The 22142-nt window shown below is 69.7% G+C and carries 16 protein-coding genes; 2 read left to right on the forward strand and 14 right to left on the reverse strand.

Annotated features, from left to right (window positions below; genetic code table 11):
- The 14 genes from K8640_RS18890 to K8640_RS18955 all read right to left on the reverse strand — a co-directional run.
- The coding region (locus K8640_RS18890) for a contractile injection system tape measure protein (protein ID WP_223748296.1) at positions 1-3059 on the reverse strand (3059 nt) is incomplete at its 3' end.
- Positions 3056-5512, reverse strand: coding sequence for a hypothetical protein (locus K8640_RS18895; RefSeq protein WP_223748297.1), 2457 nt, complete (start codon positions 5510-5512; stop codon positions 3056-3058). The genes K8640_RS18895 and K8640_RS18890, both read right to left, overlap by 4 nt.
- 18 nt (positions 5513-5530) lie before the next feature.
- Entirely contained in the window at positions 5531-9262 is a 3732-nt protein-coding gene (locus K8640_RS42880; RefSeq protein ID WP_305070667.1) for a baseplate J/gp47 family protein, read from the reverse strand.
- A gap of 3 nt (positions 9263-9265) precedes the next feature.
- Positions 9266-9691: a GPW/gp25 family protein gene (locus K8640_RS18905; protein WP_223748298.1), complete on the reverse strand. Its 426-nt coding sequence runs from the start codon at positions 9689-9691 to the stop codon at positions 9266-9268.
- Positions 9692-9697: 6 nt separating this feature from the next.
- A complete protein-coding gene (locus K8640_RS18910; RefSeq protein WP_046716010.1) occupies positions 9698-10000 on the reverse strand; it encodes a PAAR domain-containing protein in 303 nt (100 codons plus the stop codon).
- A 25-nt stretch (positions 10001-10025) separates the two neighbouring features.
- Positions 10026-11825, reverse strand: a complete 1800-nt coding sequence (gene vgrG / locus K8640_RS18915) for a type VI secretion system tip protein VgrG (RefSeq protein ID WP_223748299.1) — start codon at positions 11823-11825, stop codon at positions 10026-10028.
- Entirely contained in the window at positions 11822-12523 is a 702-nt protein-coding gene (locus tag K8640_RS18920) for a LysM peptidoglycan-binding domain-containing protein (RefSeq protein ID WP_141329741.1), read from the reverse strand. Before K8640_RS18920 ends, vgrG begins: the two co-directional genes overlap by 4 nt.
- A 2-nt stretch (positions 12524-12525) precedes the next feature.
- Entirely contained in the window at positions 12526-12717 is a 192-nt protein-coding gene (locus K8640_RS18925; protein WP_223748300.1) for a DUF5908 family protein, read from the reverse strand.
- 7 nt (positions 12718-12724) lie between these two features.
- The gene (locus tag K8640_RS18930) at positions 12725-13255 is read right to left on the reverse strand and encodes a phage tail protein (protein WP_046716006.1); all 531 of its coding nucleotides are present in this window, start codon (positions 13253-13255) and stop codon (positions 12725-12727) included.
- Positions 13256-13270: 15 nt separating this feature from the next.
- Positions 13271-13723, reverse strand: coding sequence for a phage tail protein (locus K8640_RS18935; RefSeq protein WP_046716005.1), 453 nt, complete (start codon positions 13721-13723; stop codon positions 13271-13273).
- Between the two features lie 58 nt (positions 13724-13781).
- Entirely contained in the window at positions 13782-15332 is a 1551-nt protein-coding gene (locus tag K8640_RS18940; RefSeq protein ID WP_223748301.1) for a phage tail sheath C-terminal domain-containing protein, read from the reverse strand.
- A 43-nt stretch (positions 15333-15375) separates the two neighbouring features.
- Positions 15376-16815 carry a hypothetical protein gene (locus K8640_RS18945; protein WP_223748302.1) on the reverse strand — a complete coding sequence of 480 codons (1440 nt, stop codon included), beginning with the start codon at positions 16813-16815 and terminating at the stop codon, positions 15376-15378.
- Complete coding sequence (locus K8640_RS18950) at positions 16812-17393, reverse strand: Pvc16 family protein (RefSeq protein WP_223748303.1); 582 nt, start codon at positions 17391-17393, stop codon at positions 16812-16814. The genes K8640_RS18945 and K8640_RS18950 overlap by 4 nt, the downstream gene beginning before the upstream one ends.
- A 621-nt stretch (positions 17394-18014) precedes the next feature.
- Positions 18015-18899 (reverse strand): RNA polymerase factor sigma-32, encoded by an 885-nt coding sequence (locus K8640_RS18955; protein WP_141333508.1) that lies wholly within the window; start codon positions 18897-18899, stop codon positions 18015-18017.
- A 304-nt stretch (positions 18900-19203) separates the two neighbouring features.
- On the opposite strand from K8640_RS18955, the gene K8640_RS18960 reads away from it, so the two are divergent.
- Together K8640_RS18960 and K8640_RS18965 are read left to right on the forward strand one after the other, a co-directional pair.
- The gene (locus tag K8640_RS18960; protein ID WP_223748304.1) at positions 19204-19650 is read left to right on the forward strand and encodes a hypothetical protein; all 447 of its coding nucleotides are present in this window, start codon (positions 19204-19206) and stop codon (positions 19648-19650) included.
- Between the two features lie 84 nt (positions 19651-19734).
- Complete coding sequence (locus K8640_RS18965; RefSeq protein ID WP_223748305.1) at positions 19735-22122, forward strand: YfhO family protein; 2388 nt, start codon at positions 19735-19737, stop codon at positions 22120-22122.
- Positions 22123-22142: the final 20 nt, after the last annotated feature.

Genomic DNA, 22142 nt, shown 5'->3' on the forward strand with positions numbered 1-22142 from the left:
CCAGCTCGTCCGCCCGAGTCTGCACCCTCGAAGTGGAGGGGTACCCCGCTTGGTGCTCGCGAAGCCGCGTCGGTGTGACTGGGAAGGGGGCCAGCTCGTCCGCCCGAGTCTGCACCCTCGAAGTGGAGGGGTACCCCGCTTGGTGCTCGCGAAGCCGCGTCGGTGTGGCTGAGAAGGGGGCCGGCTCGTCCGCCCGAGTCTGCACCCTCGACGTGGAGGGGTACCCCGCTTGGCACGCGCGAAGCTGCGTCGGTGTAGCTGGGGGATGTCCCGGCGAGTCCACGAGAGTCTGAGCTGTCATGACTGAGTGATGCCTCGTCCCGAGCGAGCGAATCGGCGTCGCTGCAGCTGAGATAAGCACGTGAGCCTGATACGTCGTGGCCGGGGGATGCCGCGTCGCTCAAGAGCGAAGGTGCGTCGTTGCGGCTACGAGAACGTCCGGTTCGTTCATACGAGTCGGACTCGTGGCCGAGGGATGCCTCGTCTCCAGCGAGCGAAGGTGTATCGCCAGATGCCCCTGTTCGTTCGTGCGATTCGGATTCGTGGCCGATAGCTGCCGCGTCGCCTGGACGCGAAGGTGCGTCGCTGCGGCTGTCAGAACTCCCTGCTCGTTCATGAGAGTCGGACTCGTGGCCGATAGGTACCTTGCCGTGCTCGCGTGAAGCGGAGTCGCCGTGGTCGAGACCTTCCTCCGCCTGCTCGTTTGCGGCTGGAGCTCCTTGGGCAACGGATTCTCTGTCCTGTCTGCGCGAGGCCGCATGGCCGAGGCCCAGAGGAACGGTGTCTTCTTCGCGTGATGTGGGGCCGCCTTGGTTGAAGGCTGCTTCGTCTTGTCCATGCGGAGCGTGGTGGACGGAGACACTGCTCTTTCCGAGCGAGGATGCGTCGCCGCGGTCGAAGGATGCCGCGTCTCGCCAGAGAGCGACCGAGTGGCTGTGGGTGCCGGATTCAACAATCTGCACGCGAGGGGCCGAGTCTCCGTGGTCGGTACGGATGCCGTCCGGCGTGCGCGAACTCGTGTCCGCATGAACGTGCGGAGCTCGTTCGCCCGCGTGCCACCGTACGTCGCCATCCTCGTCGCGAGGAGCCCCCCTGCGCGGACCATCAACGTCTCCGGAAGGTGACGTGCCACCTCGCTCACGAAGGTGTTCGAGCGCCGCACCGAAGACCTCCGCATGTTTCTGGAGCACTCCTCCCGATGCGCCCCAGTCCGCGATGACGCGCGACAAGAACCCCTGGGCTTCCAGGGGCATCTCCGCCCCGAACAGTCTCCGCAGCAGTCGGCTCACGGTGCTCCGGGAAAGCGGAGCCGTCTCTCCCAGCAACAGCAGCTCATGGAACACCGTCTGCCGCGCACCCTCGATTCCGCCCGGCAGCACCCGCTCCGGAAGCTCGCTCATCGCCCGGAGCAACGCCCGCATCGACCGGGACTCGCGCGGACGCAGCAAGTCCATCACCCTGCCGAGAACATCCTCCCCACTCCGGTCGACGAGCACCGTCCGCAAGTCCTCCGTGTCCCGCAGCGCCAGGAGGAAGTGCCGACTGTCCTCGGGAAACGACGTCAGCAGCGCGCCGAGCAACTCCTCCACCGTCGGCCCTGCCTTCGTCCCGAAGCGAAGTCGGCTCACCAGCGCGGACTTGAGCGCATGTGCCTCCCACCGCGACAGGTCCGCGTCACGAACTCCCCAGTCCTCCGTGCCTCCCGGAACCCGCGTCGCCGAGAGCTCCTCCAGAACCACCGGCTTCCCATCCAGCAGCGCCGCGAGCAGTCGCGCGAAGAACAACGGCTTGTCCTCGGCGCGCGCCGCGAACACGGGCAGCGCCGAGCGCAGCGGACTCCCTTCATCTCCGGGGCGCGGCATCAGCCGCACCAGCAGCTTCGACAGCACCTCCTCGGGAATCCGCCGCACCGCCCGGACCAGCCGCGCCAACGAGCCACCCGATTGCTCCCAACCGAGCGCCCGCCGCTGCAGCGAGCGAGGCAGCTCCGGCAGCGTCGCGACGACCCGCTCCGCCGTCAGCTCCGGCATGCGCACGAGCGTGGCCCACGGCAGCTCCCCATGGCGGAGGTAATACCGAAGCGCCTCCGCCAGCTCATACCGCGCCGATGCCGACTCCGTGGTCGCCAGCTCCTCATCGAGCACCGGAGTCTCCACCTCCTCGACCTCGGGGAGCGGCAGCTCGCGCACCAGCTCCCCGATGACGGACGACAGCGACGCCAGCACCGGGTGCCGCTTCCGCACCTGCTCCAACCCGGAGTCCAGCGTCGTCAGCAGCTCCGGATAGTCCAGGCCCTGGCTCTCCGAGACCCCCTCGAGCAGGAGCTTCAACGCGCTCTTGCGGTTGAACTGCGAGCCCGCGTCCTTCACCAGGTACGTCAGCGTCAGCGACCAGAGCAGCCGTGACAGCGCCCGGTCACTCAGCGGCAACACCGGCTCGATGCGATGGAGCGCCTGGAGGCTGACGATGTAGTCGATGAGCAACGCCGCGTGCTTCGGCTCCAGGAACATCACGAGCTGCTCCAACTGCCGCTGGTCGAGCTGCAACACCAACCGGTCCAACACCCGCCCGAGCGTGGCGTGCTTGCCCACCAGCCGCACCAGCGAGGCCGGAGAGCTCCGGGCAAGCTCGGCGAAGAGCGCGCCGAACGAGAACGCCACGCCATGCGGTGCCCAGAAGGGCAGGGTGCCATGCAGCAGGTAATGCTCCAGCAACTCCAGCCGAAGCTCCTCCTCGGTCCGAGGCCGGTCCTCCGCCCGTGTCGACGAGCGCCGCTCCCGCACCGCCTGCTCCACGGCCTCCTGGAGTCGCAGGGAGAGCCGCTCCTCCACCACCCGCTCGAAGTCGTCGAACGGCACCGTCCCCAAATCCACATCGAGTCGGTCGAGGCGCAGGTGCAGCCCGGGGACATCCACCGCGTCGAACACCTTCTCGATGATGGCGAGCAGCCGACGCCGGTTGAAGTCACTCAGCCGGGGCTGGAGCGCCAGCGCCTGCTCCTCCGACGCCAAGGTCACCCGCAGCGTCTGCTTGCGGAGATGATGCCGCGAGCCCGTCATGCGGTGTCCGCCCCGGACTCACGGGCCGCCGCTTCCAGGAAGTCCCTCAGCCGCGCCGAGGCCAGCGAGAGCCCGGGCTCATCTGCCTGCCGGAGCGCATTCCTCCAGGCCCAGTAGAGCCGCTCGAAGGCCGCCATGCGCGAGGACCCGAGGAACAGACACTCCGCGACCACCAGCGCGGGCGCGTTGCTCCGGATGACCTCGCGCGCGAACGACTGGAACTCCGGCTCACGCCACTCGCCCGTCGCCGTGGAGATGACCGCCGTCACCGTGAAGTTGTAGGGGAAGGCGTCCTCGCCCTCGCGCCGGGCGGACCGCAGCAGCAGGTGCTCCACGATGTAGAGCTGCGAGCGTTGCCGGTTGAGCTGGCGCGCCTGCTCCACGAGCGCATGCGCCCGCGCCACCGCGCTCTCCACAGTCGGAAACTTCCCCGCCAGGTGCCAGCCCGCCTCGGAAGGCGCCTTGCACACCAGGGACAACGAGGACTCCCCCGGCAGCGTCCCCACGCGGAAGTGCTCCACCGCGCCCGCCGCGCTCAGGAACTCGCCCCCCAGCAGCTGGGAGCGCAGGGGCGGCGCGGGAGGACTCTCCGGCGCGGGCAGCGAGGCGACGGGCGTGAAGCGCTCCTCGAGCATGTCCTCATATCGAGCCAGCGCGCGGCTCTCCGGCGCCGTGCTCGCCGAGTCCGAGAGATTCAACCCATGCTCATCCAGCCCATCGATGAGCGTGCGCGAGTCCGCGACGGGCATCCCCAGCTGGATGCGGCTCTTGATGGCCATGCCCGCGACGTTCCGCGGCCCGGGGCGCTCCAGCGCGTCGATACCGCGTCCACGCGAATGCGTGCTCTCGACCAGGTGCTCGAACAGCGCGAGCTTCGCGCGCAGCACCCGCTCGGCCTGGAGCGCGTCCGGAGTGCCGTCCCACGACGTGCCCGCGACGGAGTCCTCGTCCAGTTGCTCCCCGCAGAGCGCCAGCAGCACATCGAGGAACCGGTTGCGGCGCGCGGTGACGGGGTCCTGGCTTGCGACCAGCTCCTCCAGTCCGAGCGCATAGCCCGGCGAGTCCCCTCCCTCCGAAGGCTCCGCGAGCAACGGCTCCACATCCGGAACCGCGTCGGTGAGCAGCTGGAAGAAGTACGTCCGCTGCAGGTCCGGGTCGCCGGAGAACAGGTCCCGCACGTGCGCGAGCTGCGCGAAGAAGTCCGTGAGGAGCTGCTCGAACACGAGCAGGTAGCCCTTGAGCTGGCGCGCCTGGGCCTGACGCAGCGGCGGTGCGCCCTCGGGGAGGCCCGCGGACCCGATGCCGTAGACCATGGGGTACTGCGTCTGGATGGAGGTGTACGCGCGGAAGTCCTGGCGCTGACCTCGGGGCATGCCGAGGTACTCCTCGTATTGGCTCCCCAGCGGATAGGTGCGGCGCTGCTCGGCCCACAGGCGCTCCAGCTCACGGCGCACCCGCGCGGGATGGGGCTTCACCTCCACGCCGTTGCGCAAGAGCCGAATCGAAAACCCGCCCCGCTTCGCGTCCGTGCGGGTGTCGAGCCGCAGCACCTGCTCCGGCGCCACCGGCAGCGCGCCGTCGGGTCCGGTGGCGACCTGGCCACCCGCGCGCAGGCTCACCCCTCGGACACTGGAGACGCCGGGCGTCTGCGCCATGACGCGGATGAGGTCCTGGAGCGCGATGGACGCCGCCTTGGGTTGCAGCTGCGCGTCCGCGATGAAGCCGTTGCGCAGCAGCGGCCCCTCCAGGATTTCATCCGGAGTCCGGCCCGCGTCGAGCAGGGACTTGAGTGACTCGCGACGCGGCTCGGGCGCGAGGAGGTTGCCGATGCGGAAGAACAGCGCGGCGAGGATGTCCTCGGGCGTCCGACGCTCGTCGATGCTGGCCTCGGCGGTGACGACGGCGTCGAGCGGCTCCAGGAGCGAGACGTCGCGGAGGTCCTCGCACAGGGCGCGGTGCCGGCTGTAGACGCGGCGGACGGCGTCGAGGATGGCGTCGGGGGAGCGCTCGTCGGTGGCGCAGTCGTCGCGCCCCGGCGCGAGAATCCTCACGTCGTAGAGCCCCTGGACCTCTCCGGTGGTGACGGGGGTGAGCCAGACATTGGCGACCTGGGGCACGCGGTCGATGAGCAGCTTGCGGTAGTCGCGCTCCGTCACCGGGTCGCACGGGAGGATGTCGAGCGCGGGGAAGAGCCCCTGTCGCGCGGGCTCGATGACGCCCGTGACGGGGTCCACCAGCAGGTCGGCGAGCGGGAACGTCGCGCGGTAGGACAGCTCCGTGAGCGCATAGCAGAGCTGCTGCAGCGTGGTGACGCCGGAGTCACTCGCGTTGTAGTCCGTCCATATCTTCCCCGAGAGCTCCTGGAGGAGCGCGGTGCCCGCCTTCTCGAGCGCGGCGTAGTCCAGGCCCACGTTCGTGGGCGGCGTGGCGGTGACGGTGACGGGCTCTGTCATGGTGTGCTCCGAAAGGGCTCAGTAGCCATCCGCGGCCAGCAGGGCGGCGGGCGCGTCCGCGGCGCTCAGCGCGTGCCGGGTCTCCGAGGTGAGGAAGTACCAGTCGGACTCCAGCGTCTCGGGACGCGGCGAGTGCTCCAGCTCCAGCGAGAGCAGCTCCTCGACATAGGGGCGCGTCTGGATGAAGTCGGAGACGTCCGCGCTCGAGCCGTACTCGCCCTGCCGTGTCGCGCGGGACGCATCGAAGTACCAGGGGGACAGGTACTCCACGAGCTCGCGGTCGAGCCGCTCCAGGCTCGCGCCCGTCTCCTCTCCGGCGCGGAAGCGCACCGCCGCGTCCACCTTCACGCGGACGTAGAGGGGATTGACGGCGCGGACCTGCGCGAAGCCGCTGGCGCGCTCCGCGAGGAATTGCTCGACCTGCTCGAGCAGCTCGGACGTGGCCTGGGGCACCGTCGGGTCCGCCGACGCCGACGCGTCGCGCCCGGGCACCACCACCACGAGCACCGCGCCCGGCACGCCGGACTGACGGGGCGCGTGCGCGGGCAGGGCCTTCACCTTCCAGAGGGACGGGAAGCGCTCCAGGGCCAGCCGCTCGTAGTCCCACGCCAGCACCGCGCGCTCCTTGTGGCGCAGGCGCTCCGAGGCGCGGACCTCGAACGTGTGCGCCGTCTCCGGCGGACGTCCTCCGAACGACGCCATCGGCTGGGAGATGCCGCCGATGTCGGGCAGCGCCTGCACGGACTGGGTGATGCTCCCGGCGGGCACGGGCGTGTCCACATCGACGCCGGGCGCGCTGCGCGTCGCCGTCACCGCGTGCGGCGTGAGCGCGAGCGTCCGGGGGAAGTCGTCCGCCTCCTGTGGGACGGAGGCGCGCAGCCACTGGTAGTCGCCCTCGTCGGCGACCTTCGGCATCAGCGTGCTGCCTCGCGAGGTGAAGGTGGGCAGGCCCAGGGTGAGGATGCCCGTGCCCTGCAGTCCCCGCGTCGAGTCCGAGAGGACCTGGTCCGGAGGCAGCGGGCGCCACCCCGTCGCCGTGAGCCACTCCCACTGCACGGTGGGGACCTCGCCCGTCCCGGTGAAGGTGCCGCTCAGCTGGAACAGCATCGTGAGGCCCTGGGCTTCGTCCAGGCCGGTGAAGCCGAGGTACAGGTTCGCGGGGGCCTTGAAGTGGGGGAGCAGCGCGACGGGCCGCTGGGCGTCGACGGTCACCTGCTTGAAGCCCTCGAAGGGCAGCAGGTGGAAGAAGCGCGCCTCGTCGAGCAGGCAGTGCGCGGAGTAGTGCACGGCCAGCGTCCGCACCTGGGGCAGCCAGGGGGGATTCGGGTACTTGATGTCCTTGAGGAGCCGCGACTCCCGCGAGGAGGTCTGCGAGCCGTCGGGCAGCTCCGCCAGCACCGCGTTCAGCACGTTGACGGTGTAGAGCGAGTCACCGAAGGCATACGACGGGGTGGCCAGGCGCAGCTCGAGCGCGCTCGTCGCCGGGTCGTAGTAGTCGGGTGGAGTGCCGGGGGCCACGTCGAACTGCTTCAGCACGGTGTCCTGGCACAGCGTGCCGCGCGGCTCGGGCGGGGGCGTGTCGCAGTCCGGCTTCGTGCGGAAGAGGCAGCAGCGCACGCCCTCCCGGGGGGCGTCCTCGCTCGGGGGAGAGCCGGGGCACCGCGGCGCGTCGGGCAGCACGAGGGGCTGGAGCGTCCAGGCGCCGGGGCGGAGCACGCGCAGGTCCGCGCTGAAGCTCGTGTTGTCGAAGAGGTCCTCCGTCGGCAGCCCGTCCGGCCCCACGCGATAGTCGCGGTAGTAGCCCGCGAAGCCCTCCGTGTCCGAGGGGAGGTTGAACCAGTCGAGCGCGAGCGAGAGCGTGTCGAGGCGTTTGACGAACAGCTCGGTGTGACGCAGGCGCGCGTACGAGCCCACCACGGGCGACGCACCGAAGAGGGCCCACGGGGTGCTCGGGTCCACCTCGCCCTGGGTGTTCTCGATGCTCACGCCCGTCAGCTCGCGCACGTGGACCTGCAGCTCCAGGTTCTGGAAGGCCACCGCGTCGAGCAGCGACACGGGATGGACCTCGACGCCGTTTCGCAGGGCGACGGGCTCGGGGTTCAGCAAGGCGCGCAGCATGGGCAGGTCCGGCGCGGGCGCGGCGCCGTTGGGCACCACGGCGGGCGCGGACGGGGGCAGCTCGAACCAGAGCCCGAAGAACGTGACCACGGGCACCACGCCCACGGGCCCGAGATTCGCGGGGAGGATGGGCTCGTAGCGCTCCACCGTCAGCCAGCCCTCCTCGATGGAGACCTGGAGGGTGAACGACTCGCGCAGCACCTGCAGGAACACGGTGCTCGCATCGAGGCCGGTGGCCTCGGCGAGCGCCTCCAGTCGGGAGCTCAGGAGGCGAGCGGACTCGGGCGAGAGGGGCACGTTCAACGTCACCACGCGGCTGCCGCCCGTCAGGCTCAGGTAGCCGGAGGCGAGCGCGAAGCCGAGCGTCGCGGGGCCGGTGACGGTGGTGGCGGTGACGCCCTCCCGCACGGCGCCGAACGTCGCCCAGCCGGCAAGGGGCTCCACCGCCGGGTCCGGCGTTGCCTCCGGCTCGAGCGGCATCTCCGAGACGAGCACCTGCTTGACGACGGTGAGTGGCGTCGCGCCCTCGACGGGCGCCGCGACTTCCGGAACCAGCGGTCCGCTCAGCACCCGCAGCGCGAGGCGTCGGGCCACGGTGGCGCGCGAGACGCCCACCGCGGTGTCCGAGGCGAAGAGGATGTCCTGGCCGTCCGGACGCTTCCCCGCGGGGAACAGGGTGCCTCGGGGAACGACCTCACTTCGCACCGCCTCGTCATCGGCGAGCGTGAAGGTGAGGTACGTGCTGTCCGGCAGCGCGCCGCGAGGTCGCAGGCGCAGCACGTCGCGGTAATAGAACGACGCATACCGCCCCGACACCGAGTTGACGGTGTCCTGCGCGGTGCGGAAGAGCCGCACGAACGCCATGTAGAGCGCCAGGTGCGGAGGATGGTCTCCATTCGCCAGCACCGAGGGCAGCACCTGCCGCGCGAGCCCCTGGAGCTGCGAGAGCGAATCCAGGAAGGCCCCCAGCAGCGGCTCCAGCTTCGCCATCGCCGAGCGCGCCCGCGCCTCCTTCGTCGCGCCGCGATACGCCGAGCCATCCGCCGGCAGGTCCTCCAGCCCCCAGAGCGGCGACATCCCAGCGACGTCCAAGCGGATGAGCCGCCCCAAGGCCTGCGGCCCGGCCGCGCCCTTCGCCAGGCTCACCAGCGAGCGCAGCGCCCCAGACAGCGGCCCCTCGACGGCCTTCACCAGGTCCTGCCCCAGGAGCCGCGCCGCCTCGCCCTGCGCGCCCAGCCCCGCGCCGCGCAGCCAGAGGTCGAACCGACGCGCGAGCCCGAGGATGAGCTCGAAGCCCTCCGAGAGCGTCTGGAAGGCGCGCTCCGGCGTCCGCGACAGGTCCACCTCCCGCGTCGTGCGCAGGAACTGCTCCTCCACCGAGTCCGTGTCCAGCGCGTCGATGGACGCGAGCACCATCACCGGGTCCGCGAGGAAGAACTCCGACCAGTTCCCGTCGCGCTGGTTCTTCAAGTCATAGAAGTAGACGAGCGCCCCGAAGCGCGGCGCGAAGTCGAGCAGCTCCGAGCGCGTGCGCCCGTCCACCGGCGCATACCCGTCCTCCAGCGCGCGCAGCCACCGCGTGAGCTGACTGGGCGCGTCGTTGAGGGCGACCTTGTTGTCGAGCGGAGCCATGGTCTAGGGCCCCGTGACCGGGATGCTCCCCTCCTGCAGATAGAAGGGATAGACGAGGTTGCTGCGCGAGTTCGTCTGCGTGACGACATAGGACACGGTGATGGAGAGCAGCCCGTCCACCGAGGCGTCCTTCTGCACCGTCACCGCGTCCACGACGATGCGCGGCTCCCAGTAGAGGATGGCCTGCTGGACGTAGTCCTGTATCTGCCGCGTCAGCGTGGTGTTCACGCCGCGGAACACCATCTGCCGCAGCTCACAGCCGTAGTTGGGCAGCATGGTGCGCTCGCCCAGCGACGTGGACAGGAGCACCCAGAGGCTCTCGCGGATGTCCAGCTCGCCGCTGGCCATCATCACGCCGCCGGTGCTCCGGGAGAACGTGGGCGGGAAGCTCCAGCCGGTGCCGAGGAACGAAGGGGCCTTGGTCTCCATGGCGCCTCACCCTCCAATCATCACCGTGGGCAGGCCCACGAGCACGGTGCCGCCATGGGCCGTCTTGTCCCCCAGCCGCGCCGCGGGCAGCCCCATCACCTTCACCGTCATGGAGCCCTTCACGATGGCGTCCGGAGGCCCCACGCAGATGGCGATGTCGCCCACCTTCGCCGCGGGCAGCCCGCCGATGAGCACGGTGACGGCGCCAGGGCCCGCGATGGGGCCCCCGACGTGCGGCACCTGCACGGGCCCCACGGGCGTCGTCATGGGGCACTGATGGAAGTCGGTGAGTCGGGCTGCGGGAGGCATGAGGCACTCCTTTCAGGCACGGCACTCAGTTGATTTTGACCAGCGTGCCGCGCACCGTGAGGACGCCGCTGGACGTCACCTCGGCCTGCGCGTTGCCGCTGGCCGCGAACTTCATCGAGGCCTTGTTCGTCACCTGCGCGCCGCTCACGGAGACATTTCCCGTGGCCTCGAGCGTCAGGTTCCCACCCGCCTTCACCGCCACGTTGCGCTTCGCCGAAATCTTCACGTCGGACGCGCTGTCCAGCGCGATGCCCCCCTTGGACAGCGACACCGTGTTGCCGTTGCTGTCCTGGAGCGAGAGGGCCCCGGACGTGTCGTCCAGCTTCACCGTGTGGCCGCCGGGCGTCTTGATGAGGATGACCTTCTTCTCGTCGTCGAACGACAGCTCCAGCTTGGAGCGCGTCACCACGGCCTTCTTCGTGTTCTGCTCGTCCGGCGCCGTCGCGGGCGCGCGCTGCTTGCTGTACACGGAGCCCAGGATGATGGGGTCTCTCGGGTCCTCGTTCATGAAGCCCACCACCACCTCGTCGCCGACCTCCGGATAGAACAGCGCGCCCACGCCCTTGGACGCGTAGAACATCCCCAGCCGCGCCCACACGCCCTGGCTCGGGTCCTGGAAGAGCGGCAGCCCCACCAGCACGCGCAGCTCCCCGCCGGGGTCCTTGGCCACCTGCTTCACCACGCCCGTCTGCAGCCCCTTGACCGGAGGAAGCTGCCCGGACGCCCCGGGCGCCGCGATGTCCGGGGCCTCCGACGTGAACCAGCGCGAGGACAGCCCGAAGTCCACCGTCGTCAGCCACCGCCCGTCCTCGATGTGGTGCTGCACGCCGCTGATGAAGGCCGTGCCGTTGAAGCGGGGCCCCAGCCCGCCCAGCTCCAGCGTCTTGCCCACCTTGGCGAGCGCGCTGCCCTGGAAGCGCGCCGTGCCGCGAATCTTCGACAGCTTCGACAGGAGCAGCTCCGCCGAGGCCCAGTCCTGGAGGTCCGTGGACGTCAGCTCCGCGCCCGTCTGCACCACCACCTTCTTCGCGCCGAAGACCTTGGCCAGCTCCGCCGAGGAGACGTTGCCCTGCTCCTTCACCGACACCGCGCGAGGCCCCGACTCGATGAGCTTCTGCGCGCCCGCGTCCCAGGTGTAGCCCTTGATGGAGGACGCATCGAACTGCGTCGTCGCGTCCAGCTCCGCCTGCAGGTCCAGCAGCGTGGTGCCGTACGCCACCGCGAGCACCGGCGCCTGGGCCGTGTCCGGCTCCGCCACTGTCACCTTCCCGCCATCCGCCATGACGACCAGGCCGTTGAGCTGCGCCCGCGTCACCATCAGGTCCCAGTCCGTGGCGTAGTACTGGACGATTTCGTCGTGCACGCCGGTGGTGGCCTCCACGCTCCCGGACAGCCCGTTGCGCGACAGCAGCGTCTGGATGAGCGCGCTGTCCTTCACCTTCTCGAAGAAGCCGCTCTTGCGCTCCAGCGTCATCTTCAGCGCCTCGTCGCTCAGCTCCACCACCAGCTTCGAGCCCGACGCCGCGTCGATGTCCAGCCCCTGCCGGCACACCACGCCCTCGAAGATGCGCGTGTTGTCCCCGTCGTAGCCGGCGGAGATGGTGACGCGCGCGCCGGGCAGGAAGGTGGACGTCGCGCTGATGGGGAAGGTGCCCGTGGACGCATCCCCGTCGAACAGCACCAGCTTCGCGCGCGGCAGCTTGTTGACCCCCAGCCACGTGTCCACCGAGACGACGCGGAACGTGGAGGGGATGAGCGCCCCGTTCGCCTGGATGGCGAACGTCGTCAGGGCGCCCGCGTCCTTCGCCGGAGTGGGCGTGCTCATGTCTGGCCTTCCTTCAGCGGCGGGAAGATGAGCTGCGAGCCCACCGTGAGCCGCCGGAAGTCGACCAGGCCGTTGACCCGGGCAACCTCCAGGTAGAGCGTGCTGGTGCCGTAGATGCGGAAGCACATCAACGGCAGCGTGTCCCCCGCCTTCACCGTGCGCACATGCGTCAGGTCCGGAGAGCTCATCCGGGCCTGGAGCGCCAGCTCCACCTCGTCGTTGTAGCCGAGGAACGTCCCCTTGGCCCGGGCGCGCAGCGGCGTGCCGTCCGGCTTGAACAGCGTGTACGTCATGCTCAGCTTCGACAGCCGGCACTTGAACAGGAACGTGCCCCACGACAGCTTCAGGTAGTTGGGGCTGTGGATGTTCCCGTTGTAGGTGAAGACCAGGTTCTTGAACTTCGACACCTGCTCGGAGATGCCGTCGTCGGTGAAGGGCATCAGCCCCGGCAGCGGGCTGGGCACCACGCCCGTGCCGTCGAACACCAGCTCCAGCTCCACCGTGTCGGAGGGAATCCGGTTGAACTCCGGCGAGCCCCCGCTGCTGCCCTGCGGCTGCACGTCGTTGTACTTGACGCAGTACGTGTGCGAGTACGACGCCGGGTTGATGTACACGGTGTAGCGGCCCACCTCCGACGTGAAGTCGGACTTCTGGTAGGCGAAGACCATCATCTTCTCGAGGCTGCCGGAGAACCCCATGGTCAACGCTCCCGCTGGGCCTTGAGCACCTGGAGCACGCGCCGCACGCACTCCTCCATCATCCGCTCCTTCTCCGCCTTCTCCTCCGCGTGGTTGCAGTCCGCCACCGGCGTGCTGGACACCTCCAGGCCGTCCTCGCCCGAGCCGCCCTTCACGCTGACCTGGATGCCCACCTCGTTGACCTCGAGCGGCATGCGCGCCTCACATCAACCGAGAGGTGAGCTGGGCCAGCTTGATGGCCACGGAGGCCGGGCTGCCCAGGTTCACCCTCTCGAAGTAGTTGTAGGACAGCTCCAGGGACTCGGTGAGGATGCGGTTCTCCTGCGAGCTCATGGGGGAGACCTGCCAGCGCAGCGGCCACGCGTTGACGAAGCCCCACGCCACCAGCGGCAGGCCTTCCTCGTTGAGCAGCAGCACCAGGATGTTCTGCGGGAGCAGGGGCAGGGACAGCCCCGAGCCCACGCTCTGTCCGAACCACTCCGCCAGGAACGAGTCCCGCGTCACCACGCCCCGCTTGAGCACCAGGTTGGAGTACCGGGCCGCCTTGGGCAGCTTGTGGATGAAGCGGTTCTCGCCGCCCTCGGTGACGTCCTCGGTGTCCCAGCGCGCCTCGATGCCGGAGATCTCCTGGAACGACGCGTCCAGATCGCTCGCCGCCGCGAGCAGCGTCGCGGAGCCGAGCACGGAGACGCTGAAGTAGAACGCGCCTGGCGGATAGTAGGGTTCGGACATGGCGATGAGAGGGGATTAAGGCGCGGCGACGACCAGCGTCTCGAAGGCGAGCTCGAGCGTCTCCACGGCCACCTCGTTGCCCTCGGACTTGAGGTCCGTGCCGGAGAGCTTCGTGGGCCACGCGTTGTTCAGCGTCCACGTCATCTTCGGCGCGCCCTGCTCATCCAGCAGACTGATGATGACCGTCCGCCGGGCAATCGTGTTCATCTTGATTTCGTTGTACCAGTCCCAGAAGCGGGCATCGTTCACGAAGATGCCCTTGCGCATCCTCACGTTCCCCACCTTGGCCAGGCCGGGCATCTTGATGGGATAGAAGCTGGGGTTGTTGCCGTGCCGGTACTCGATGACCTGCGTCTCCGTCTCCAGGCCATCCACTTCCTGGAAGCTCACGGAGGTGTCGTCCCCGAGCTGCACGGAGAAATAGAATTTCGGCAACGGCCAGATGTCGTTCTGAACTTCTCCTGCCATGGCGGCTCCTCGTTCGGCTTGAATCGGGTGGAATCAGTCGTGGAACGGCACGAAGGCGCTACGCGCTGGCGCCTTCCATCTTCTGCTTGAAGGTCAGCTCGATGAACTCCGCCGGGCGGATCATCTGCAGGGTGACCTGCACGACCATGTAGCCCTCGAGCACGTCCTGGGCCGTCATGGTGCTGCCCAGACCGCACTCCACGCTGAAGGCATCCGACGCGGTGGCGCCGAGCAGGCCGCCCTGCGACCAGAGCCCCTGCAGGAAGCTGGACACCATGGACGTCACCGACGCCCAGGTGCTGCCGTCGTTGGCGGAGAAGACGAAGCGGTCCAGCGAGCTCTTGATGGACTGCTCCACGTAGACGAGCGTGCGGCGCACCTGGATGTAGCGCCAGTCGTTGCTGTTGCCGTCCAGCGTGCGCGCGCCCCACACCACGGAGCCTCGGCCCACGAACTCGCGCACGGCGTTGATGGCCTTGCCGTCCACCGGGACGTTGAGGTCCGCCTGCTGGTCGTTGTTGAGCTTGAAGGTGGTGCTGGTGACGGACGTCAGGCTGACGTTGGCCGGCGCGTTCCACACGCCCCGGTTGGTGTCGTTCCACGTGTAGATGCCCGCCATGGCGCCGCTGGACGGCAGCACGTCGTCCTTGCCGGTGATGACGCGCAGCATGTCCGTGAGCAGGGGCAGCGCGGCGGTGAGGTTCTGGTTGAGCGCCAGCACCTCCTCCTCGAGCGTGACGGTGCCAATCTTGTCGATGTCCGCGTCCACCGCCGTCTTGCGCGTGGGGTTGGTGGCGTAGAGGTTGGCGCTCTCCAGCTTGAGGATGTCCTTGAGCGTCGCCTCCAGGGTGATGTTCCGGTAGTCGAAGTCGCTCACCTCCTGCACGGAGGTGTGCAGGAAGGGGAAGTACGCCATGCCGTAGTTGAGGAACTTGTCCCCGAGGATGCCGCGGTAGTCGGTGATGACCTGCGTGAGGGTGTCCTTGGTGACGGTGGCGGAGCCCCACACGTCCAGGAGCGCCACGCGGTCCTTGAGCTGCCCGCACTGGTCGAGCATCTTCGAGGAGACCTTCTGGTAGTCGGCCAGCGTGGTGAGGTTCACCGCGTCCGGGACCACGAGCATCGTCGGGCCCACCTGCTCGGCGATGACGTCCAGGCCGCCCTTGAGCGCGTCGGCGCCCAGCGTGGCCGTGTAGTCGCCCACGGAGACGATGTACGCGGTGCCGCCGCCGTTCGCGTAGAACAGCCGCAGGCTGTTGAAGAGGTTGAACTGGGTGCCGGTGGAGTTGACCAGGTTGTAGTACTTCCAGGTGGGCGTGGCCGCGTCGTACACCTTGAAGTCGTAGTCACCGGCCTTCTGCTTGGCGGTGTCGGTGACCTCCTCCAGCCGGAAGAGCGGGTCCGGCGCGCCGCCGAACACCTGCTGGTAGTCCGCCAGCGAGTTGATGAGGATGGGCTTGTTGAGCACGGGCTTGCCGCTCAGCTGGGCCGTCTGGGTGTAGCCGATGAAGGCGGGCACCGCCGTCTGGATGCCGACGACGGAGGGTGGGAAGGCGTCCAGCTCGGTGACATAGACGCCGGGAGTCTTGCGTGCGGGTCGGGTGGCCATCGGGTCCTCGTTTCGTGGGTGGCGCTGCTGCTGCTCTGGGGTTTCAGAGGTTCAGGAAGATGTCCGAGTAGTCGCGCGTTGCTTCCGGCGCGGCCCGCGAGTCACCGGAGCGCCGGGTGGGGCGCGTGCTCCGGGGCCTGCCGGGCGCAGGTCCGCTCCGGGGCAGCACCAGCGCGGGCGTGGCGACGGGCACGCGCGACATCAGCGTGTTCTCGAAGAGGCCCTGGGTCCTCAGCCCCTTGAGCTCGAAGATGAAGCTGGAGAGCTCCTGCAGCGGCAGGTCCTGGTCCGCGATGAAGCACTGGGTCACCCCCGCGCCCGGGACGGGGACGGGGACGGGGCCGGAGAAGGTGACGGGCTGGGACGTGTCCGTGTCGACCAGGCGCAGCTGCTCGTAGGTGACACCCTTGGGCGGGACGACGAAGTAGCACCAGCGCGTGCTGCGCCGCTCGAAGCGCAGCTGCAGCTCCAGCGGGACCACGCGCGCGCCCTCTCCCTGCGGAGGCACGTCGCACAGGGGATACAGCCCCGTGTCCTGCGGCGAGGGCTTCGCCAGCACCAGGTCGATGAAGCCCAGCGGCGCGGGGTACGCCTGCGTGTAGAGGACGACCTCCTGGTCCAGCACCTGTCCGTCGGCGGCGAGCTGCCGCAGGGTGTAGAGCCCCTCTGGTACGGCGACCAGGTCCAGGTAGAGGACCGAGCCCACGCGCTGCTCCTCCCCCGGCCCCTTCGCGCGCGCCTGCGCCACCTGCGCGCAGGTGATGAGGTAGGGCGTTCGCTGGGCCAGCAGGGACCTGGGGATGCTGCACGGCTTGCAGAGGACCTGCTCCCCGGACACGTCCATCACCACGACGCGGTCCACCGCGTCGCTCACCAGCACCACCTGCACTTGGGTGCCCACCACGCGCTGCCGGCTGTCGGCGGTGACGTGCTCACCGGGGTTGAGCAGGATGGGCGGGGTGAGGGCGCCCTCGCAGTGGAGCGGCTGGTCCGTGGGGGACGGGGGGCTGCCCACGAAGTGCGCGCCCAGGTTGTTGAAGTAGAGGTTGTAGAGGCTGGGCTGGAAGTCGCTGGGCAGGTCGGTGAAGTTGACGAAGTAGGGCGTGTCGGAGACGAGCACGAAGGACAGCCACGTCCACTGGCCCTGCTGGCTCCTGCGCTCCACCGCGGAGAAGAAGGCGTCCAGGCGGTTGGAGTCGAAGAGCACGGAGAAGTCCGTGCCCTCGTCGAGGAAGAGCAGCCCCCAGTCGCGCATCCTCACGCGCGTGTCGGGCGTGGGCTGGCAGCGCAGCGCGGGGCAGCGGTCGTCCGAGCCGTTGAAGTACGTGTGGCGCAGGTCCACCGTCACCAGCCGCTCGTAGGCGTAGCGGCGGGCGGGCCCGTCGTTGCCGTGGGGCGCGGGGCCGGGCTGTTGCCGGGGGCCGGGCCTCAGCCGCGAGGGGCCGTCCAGGGCGCGCTCGTAGGCGCGGCGGGCGCGGCTCATGGCTCCTGCTCCCGGGGCTGTCCTGGCGCCTCGACACCCTTGGCCGCCGGCACCTGGGCCTGCATGGCCGTGCCCCGGTAGGGAATCATCCGGACCTTGTAGAAGACGGACGGCAGGTACTTCACCCCCGCCAGTCCCATCAGGTGGTTGAGGCCCAGGAGGTCCAGGTTGACGAACTCGAAGGTGAGCTTGTCGATGTCCGGGTCCAGCCCGGGCAGGCTCTGCTGGGTGAACCAGGGCGTCTGCTGGAAGTAGCTGATGACCTGGGAGATGGCCTCCAGGCCCACCGCGTACGCCTGGTCCTCGAAGTTGGCGTACAGGAGGACGAAGAGGTCGATGTAGAGCGGCGGCGAGACGATGCCGTACGTGTCCTGCGACACGGGCACGTTGCGGTTGTACGTGCTGACGATGGTCTCGTGCTGGAGGTTGGCCAGGTACATCACCACCGCGTCGCGTGCGGGCGCGGCCGGACGGCCCTCGGGGTCCGTCAGGTTGGAGAGCACCACCCAGGGCTCCTGCCGGGGCGCGAGCTCCGCGTTGCGGAGGAACTCATCCAGCCGCGCGCGGACGAGCTCCAAGGTGCCTCCAATCTTGCCCAAGACATACCTCTCTCAGCGCGCCCCCGGGGCACGTCTGTCTTCAAAGGTGGAGTGAGACCCGGAGGGCCGCCGGGCTTCTTCACGAGGGCGCACCGGAAGAGGGCGCGACGTCGTTGCCGCTGAATGCGCTCACGCGAGGGTTCTGCTCGCGGAGTGAAGTCACAGTAACAGGTAAAACCTGTGTGTCAAACGAGGGGGATTGGGCAGACGTGCCGGGGAGGATGTCTGTTCAAACCCGTCGTGTCTGTCTTTGGCGTCTGGGGAAGGAGGCCGCGCGGGGAGGGGTGGCGGGGCGCGGTGATTCCGACGCGCGGCATTCCCCTCCCCGAGGGACGCACGGGGCCAAAGGCCCGTCAGCCGGGGCGCACCTGGAGGGTCCGGGCGGCGGGTGTTCCCGGACAGCGCGGGTCGGGTGGGGCGGCCCGGGCGTCGACGGGAGAGGGTGAGTCAGCGCCGCCCGGGCCGGATTGTCGGCCTCGCGCGCGTTCGGGCGGGGGGGGGACGGAGGTAGGGCCCCGCAAACGAATGAGTCCGCCCTTCTTTCGAAGGACGGACTCGGTGTGGTTCAGCGTCCCCGATGAAGGGGCCGATGGGAAGCAATCAGGCGAGCGACGCGGCGTCCAGGCCGGCGTCGGCCATGAGCAGCGCCAGCTCCGCCTTGAGCTTGTCCTTGGCGCGAATCTCCAGCTGGCGGGCGCGCTCGCGAGAGAAGCCGAAGTGCTCGCCCAGCTCGCTGAGCGTCATCTCGGAGTCGCCCATCACCCGGTTCTCGATGATGAAGCGCTCGCGCGGGTCCAGGCGGCGCAGGGCGCGCTGCACCAGCTCCCGGGTGAGGCCCGCCTGCTGGCGGTCGGCCACCTCGTCCTCGTGCGAGGCGGTGGCGGACTCGACGAAGTCCAGGTGCGTGGCGTCGCCGTCCTCGCCCACGGGGGCGTCGAGCGACAGGTCACGCCCGCCCATGCGCTGCTCCATCTCGCGCACCTCGGAGGCCTTCACGTTCAGCTTGCGGGCGATCTCCTCCGCGTTGACGATGTTCGCGTCGCCGGCGCCCATGCGCTCCAGCTCGCGGCGGGTGCGCGCCAGGCTGAAGAAGAGGCGGCGTTGCGCCTGCGTGGTGCCCAGCTTCACCAGGCTCCAGTTGCGCAGGATGCAGTTCTGGATGTACGCGCGAATCCACCACACCGCGTAGGAGATGAGGCGGATGCCCTTGTCCGGGTCGAACTTCTGCACGGCCTTCATCAGGCCGATGTTCGCCTCCTGGATGAGGTCCGACATCTTCAGGCCGTAGGAGCGGTACTCGTAGGCCACCTTCACCACGAAGCGCAGGTTGCTCGTGACGAGCTGGTGGCCCGCCATCAGGTCGCCCTTGCGGAAGCGCCGCGACAGCTCCTGCTCCTGGGGCTGCGTCAGCAGCGGGTACTGGTTGATCTCCGAGAGGTACGTGGAGAGGGAGTCCGGGGAGGAGAAGTGGGAAGAATCCTGCATGGCGTCTCTCGGGGAAGGGGGCCGTTGGGAGCCGCGCCTCGGCGGCACGGGTGGGGTCCTTCGCAATGCGCATGCCACGGGCCACTTGCGCCATTTCCCAATGAGTCCAGGGGTTTGCATCGAGGCCCGGGGGTGCTTAAGGGCGGACCTCTTTCGTTTTTACAGGGGGCGGATCCGAAGACTCTTCCGACTGTCTTCCAGTCGACGGAGCCTGGGAGTGGGTGTCGGGAGGAGCGCGGGCGAGCGGGGAGGCGGCTGTGTGCGGGGCGTCTCGGGTGGGTGGGATCGTCGCCACCTTGGGGGGATGGCGGACCTGTTCCAGCTCTTCGCGGTGTCGGCGGTGGTGATGGGGGTGTCGCAGACCGTCGCGCGTGAGCGCATCTTCGCGCCGCTCCGGGCGCGGCTGGGGGGCAAGGAGACGTGGTGGGGGTATCTGGTGTCGTGTCCCTACTGCGTGTCCCACTACGTGGCCTTCGTGCTGGTGCCGTTGACGGGGACGTACGCCATCGACGTGGTGGTGGGAGGCTGGGTGGGGTGGGGCTTGAGGTGGTTTCTCTCCGCGTTGCTCGTCACCGTCATCGCGGCCTTCTACCGGGTGCTCTTCTGGTTCGTGGACGAGAGCCAGGGGCTGGTGCGCCGGCGTCAGCGCACCGAGGACGAGGAGACGGCGACGAAGCGGCTGGTGCGAAGACAGGTGGAGCAGAAGGTCTCGGGTGAACCCCCGGAGCCGCTGCCTCCGTCACCGCACTGAGGCGCGGGGCTACCCGTGGCCCGGGCGTCATGAGAAGAAGGAGCCCGTCTGGCGTCCGGAGGACGACTTGAAGCCAGGGGCTCGATGACGGACGAATCGAAGCAGGCGGCCGTCCCGAGCGGGCGCGCCTGGGTGGTGTTCGCGGGGATGGTGGTGGTGGCGCTGGGGTTCTTCGCCCGGGCCGCCTTCTCGAGCGACGTCTTCATCGCGGGCGACACGCTGCGCGCCTTCTATCCGATGCGGGCCTTCTGGGCCGAGCGCGTGTCCGCGTTCGACCTGCCCGAGTGGTACGCGTACGACGGCTTCGGGCAGTCCTTCCTGGGCATCTTCCTGTCGGGCGCATTCCACCCCACGTCGCTCTTCCACCTGGTGTTGCCCCTGGGCGCGGCGGTGAAGCTCACCGTGTTGTCCTGCTACCCGGTGGCCATGCTCGGGGTCTGGGCGCTCCTGCGCGAGTACGGCGTGCCGCGACCGGGCGCGCTCTTCGGCGCGTGCTGCTTCGCCTTCAGTGGCTACCTGGTGTGCATCACCAACAACCCCACCTATCTGCTGGCGGCGAGCACCGTGCCCGCGGCGCTCTGGGGCGCGGTCCGGTTCCTGCGCGCGCCCTCGGCGCGGCGGCTGGCGGTGGGGGCGGGGTTGTTGGCGCTGGTGGCCTTCGCGGGGGACGCGCAGGGCTTCGCGATGACGAACGCGCTCGTCGTGCTGGTGGCGCTGGTGGACCCCGAGGCGGGCGGCTGGCGGCGTCGGGTGACGACGTGTGCGGCGCTGGTGGTGACAGGCGCGCTGCTGTCCGCGCCGCAGCTGTTCCCGGCCGCGGGGCTCGTGTTGTCCGGCGAGCCGGGGGCGCGCTCGGTGGTGGAGGCCCAGCGCTTCTCGCTCCACCCCTTGCGGCTGGGGGAGCTGTTGATGGGGCCGTACCTGGCGGACAAGCACGGGCTGCGCGGCGTCCCGGACGTCGTCGTCTGGAACCTCGTTCCCTCGGGAGGCTTCGGCCGGGTCTGGGTGGATTCCATCTACGTGGGCACGCCCGCGTGTGTGCTGGCGCTGGCGGGGCTCTGGGCCTGTGCGCGGCGGCCGAGGGCGTGGGTGCTCGCGGGGGCGTGGGTGCTCCTGCTCGCGCTCTGCCTGGGAGACTCGATCCCTCTCTATGGCTGGGTCTACCAGGTGCTGCCCTTGTGGCGCCCCTTCCGCTACCCGGAGAAGCTGGTGCCGCTCGTCACGCTGGGTCTGGCGGTGGCGGCGGGGCTCGGCTGGAAGCACTGCCTGGTGGAGGACGGCACGCGCCGCGCCGTCGTGGGCGCGGGGCTGGTGCTGGGCGCGCTGGGGGGCGTGGTGGCATTGGGGGAGGCGGCGGGCGGGTGGTGGACGCGCGGCGTGCTGACGCCTCGCTGGCCGGAGGTTCCCCCGGTCGTCGTGGGGGGGCTGTCGGGCAACGTCGTGTGGGCGGGCGCGGTGACGGTGGTGCTCGCGCTGGCGTGCGCGGCCCTGGCCTGGCCGTGGGGGGCGGCCAGGCTGCGAGCCGGGCTCTTCGTGGCGCTGGAGCTGGGCGCGCTGGTGTGGGCGCACGAGCCGCTGTACGTGCTCGCGCCGGCGGAGTTGCTGGAATTGTCGCCGCCCTTCGCGGACCGGATTCGTGAGCGGGTGCCCGCTGGCGAGCCGGTGCGGGTGGGGTCGTCGGTCCGCGCCATCGGCAACGCGAGGGCGGTGCCGGGGCTCGACCATCACGGCCGGCTGAGCCTCGGCTTCACGACGGGGCTGCTCCCGGACACGGCGACGCTCTGGGGATTGGAGAGCGCCAATGGCTACATGCCCGGGGAGAGCGTGCGGGTGCGCGGGCTGAGGCGGGATGTGTCGCGCTGGTACGGGGAGCTCGCGCCCAGATTGGGCACGCCCTTCTCGGTGCACAGCACGCGCGCGGGCTCCGGCGTGGTGTTGCCCCCCACGGTCCGGGTGCTCGCCGAGGACCCCTTGTTCGAGACAAAGCTGGTGGAGCACCCGGAGGCGCTGGCGAGGGTGCTGCTCGCCCGGCCCCGGTGTGTCGCGGGGAAGGATGAGGCGCTGGGGCTCCTGCTGACGGGGCCACTTCCGCCTCGCGATGTCGCCGTCGTGGAGTGCGCCGGCGGCCCCCTGCCCGAGGCCTCCGAGCGGCTGACGGGCACCGTGCGCGTGGAGCGTCCCTCACCCGAGCACCTGCTCGCCGAAGTGGAGGCCTCCGAGCCCGCGGTGCTCGTCATCAATGATGCCTGGCAGCCCGGATGGACGGCGTGGGTGGATGGACGGGAGACGGCCATCCTCCCCGCCAATGTCGCGGTCCGCGCGGTGGCGGTCCCCGCGGGCCAGCACCAGGTGGAGCTGCGCTACCGGACACCCGGGCTGCGCCTGGGGCTCCTCGTCGCCCTGGGCACGCTGCTCGCGTGGGTCCTGCTGGAGCGCATGGGCAGACACGCGACGGGCAAGGCGACGACATAGCCCGCGGACGCGTCGGCTCC

Source organism: Myxococcus sp. XM-1-1-1, from assembly GCF_020037095.1.
Taxonomy (GTDB): Bacteria; Myxococcota; Myxococcia; order Myxococcales; family Myxococcaceae; genus Myxococcus; species Myxococcus fulvus.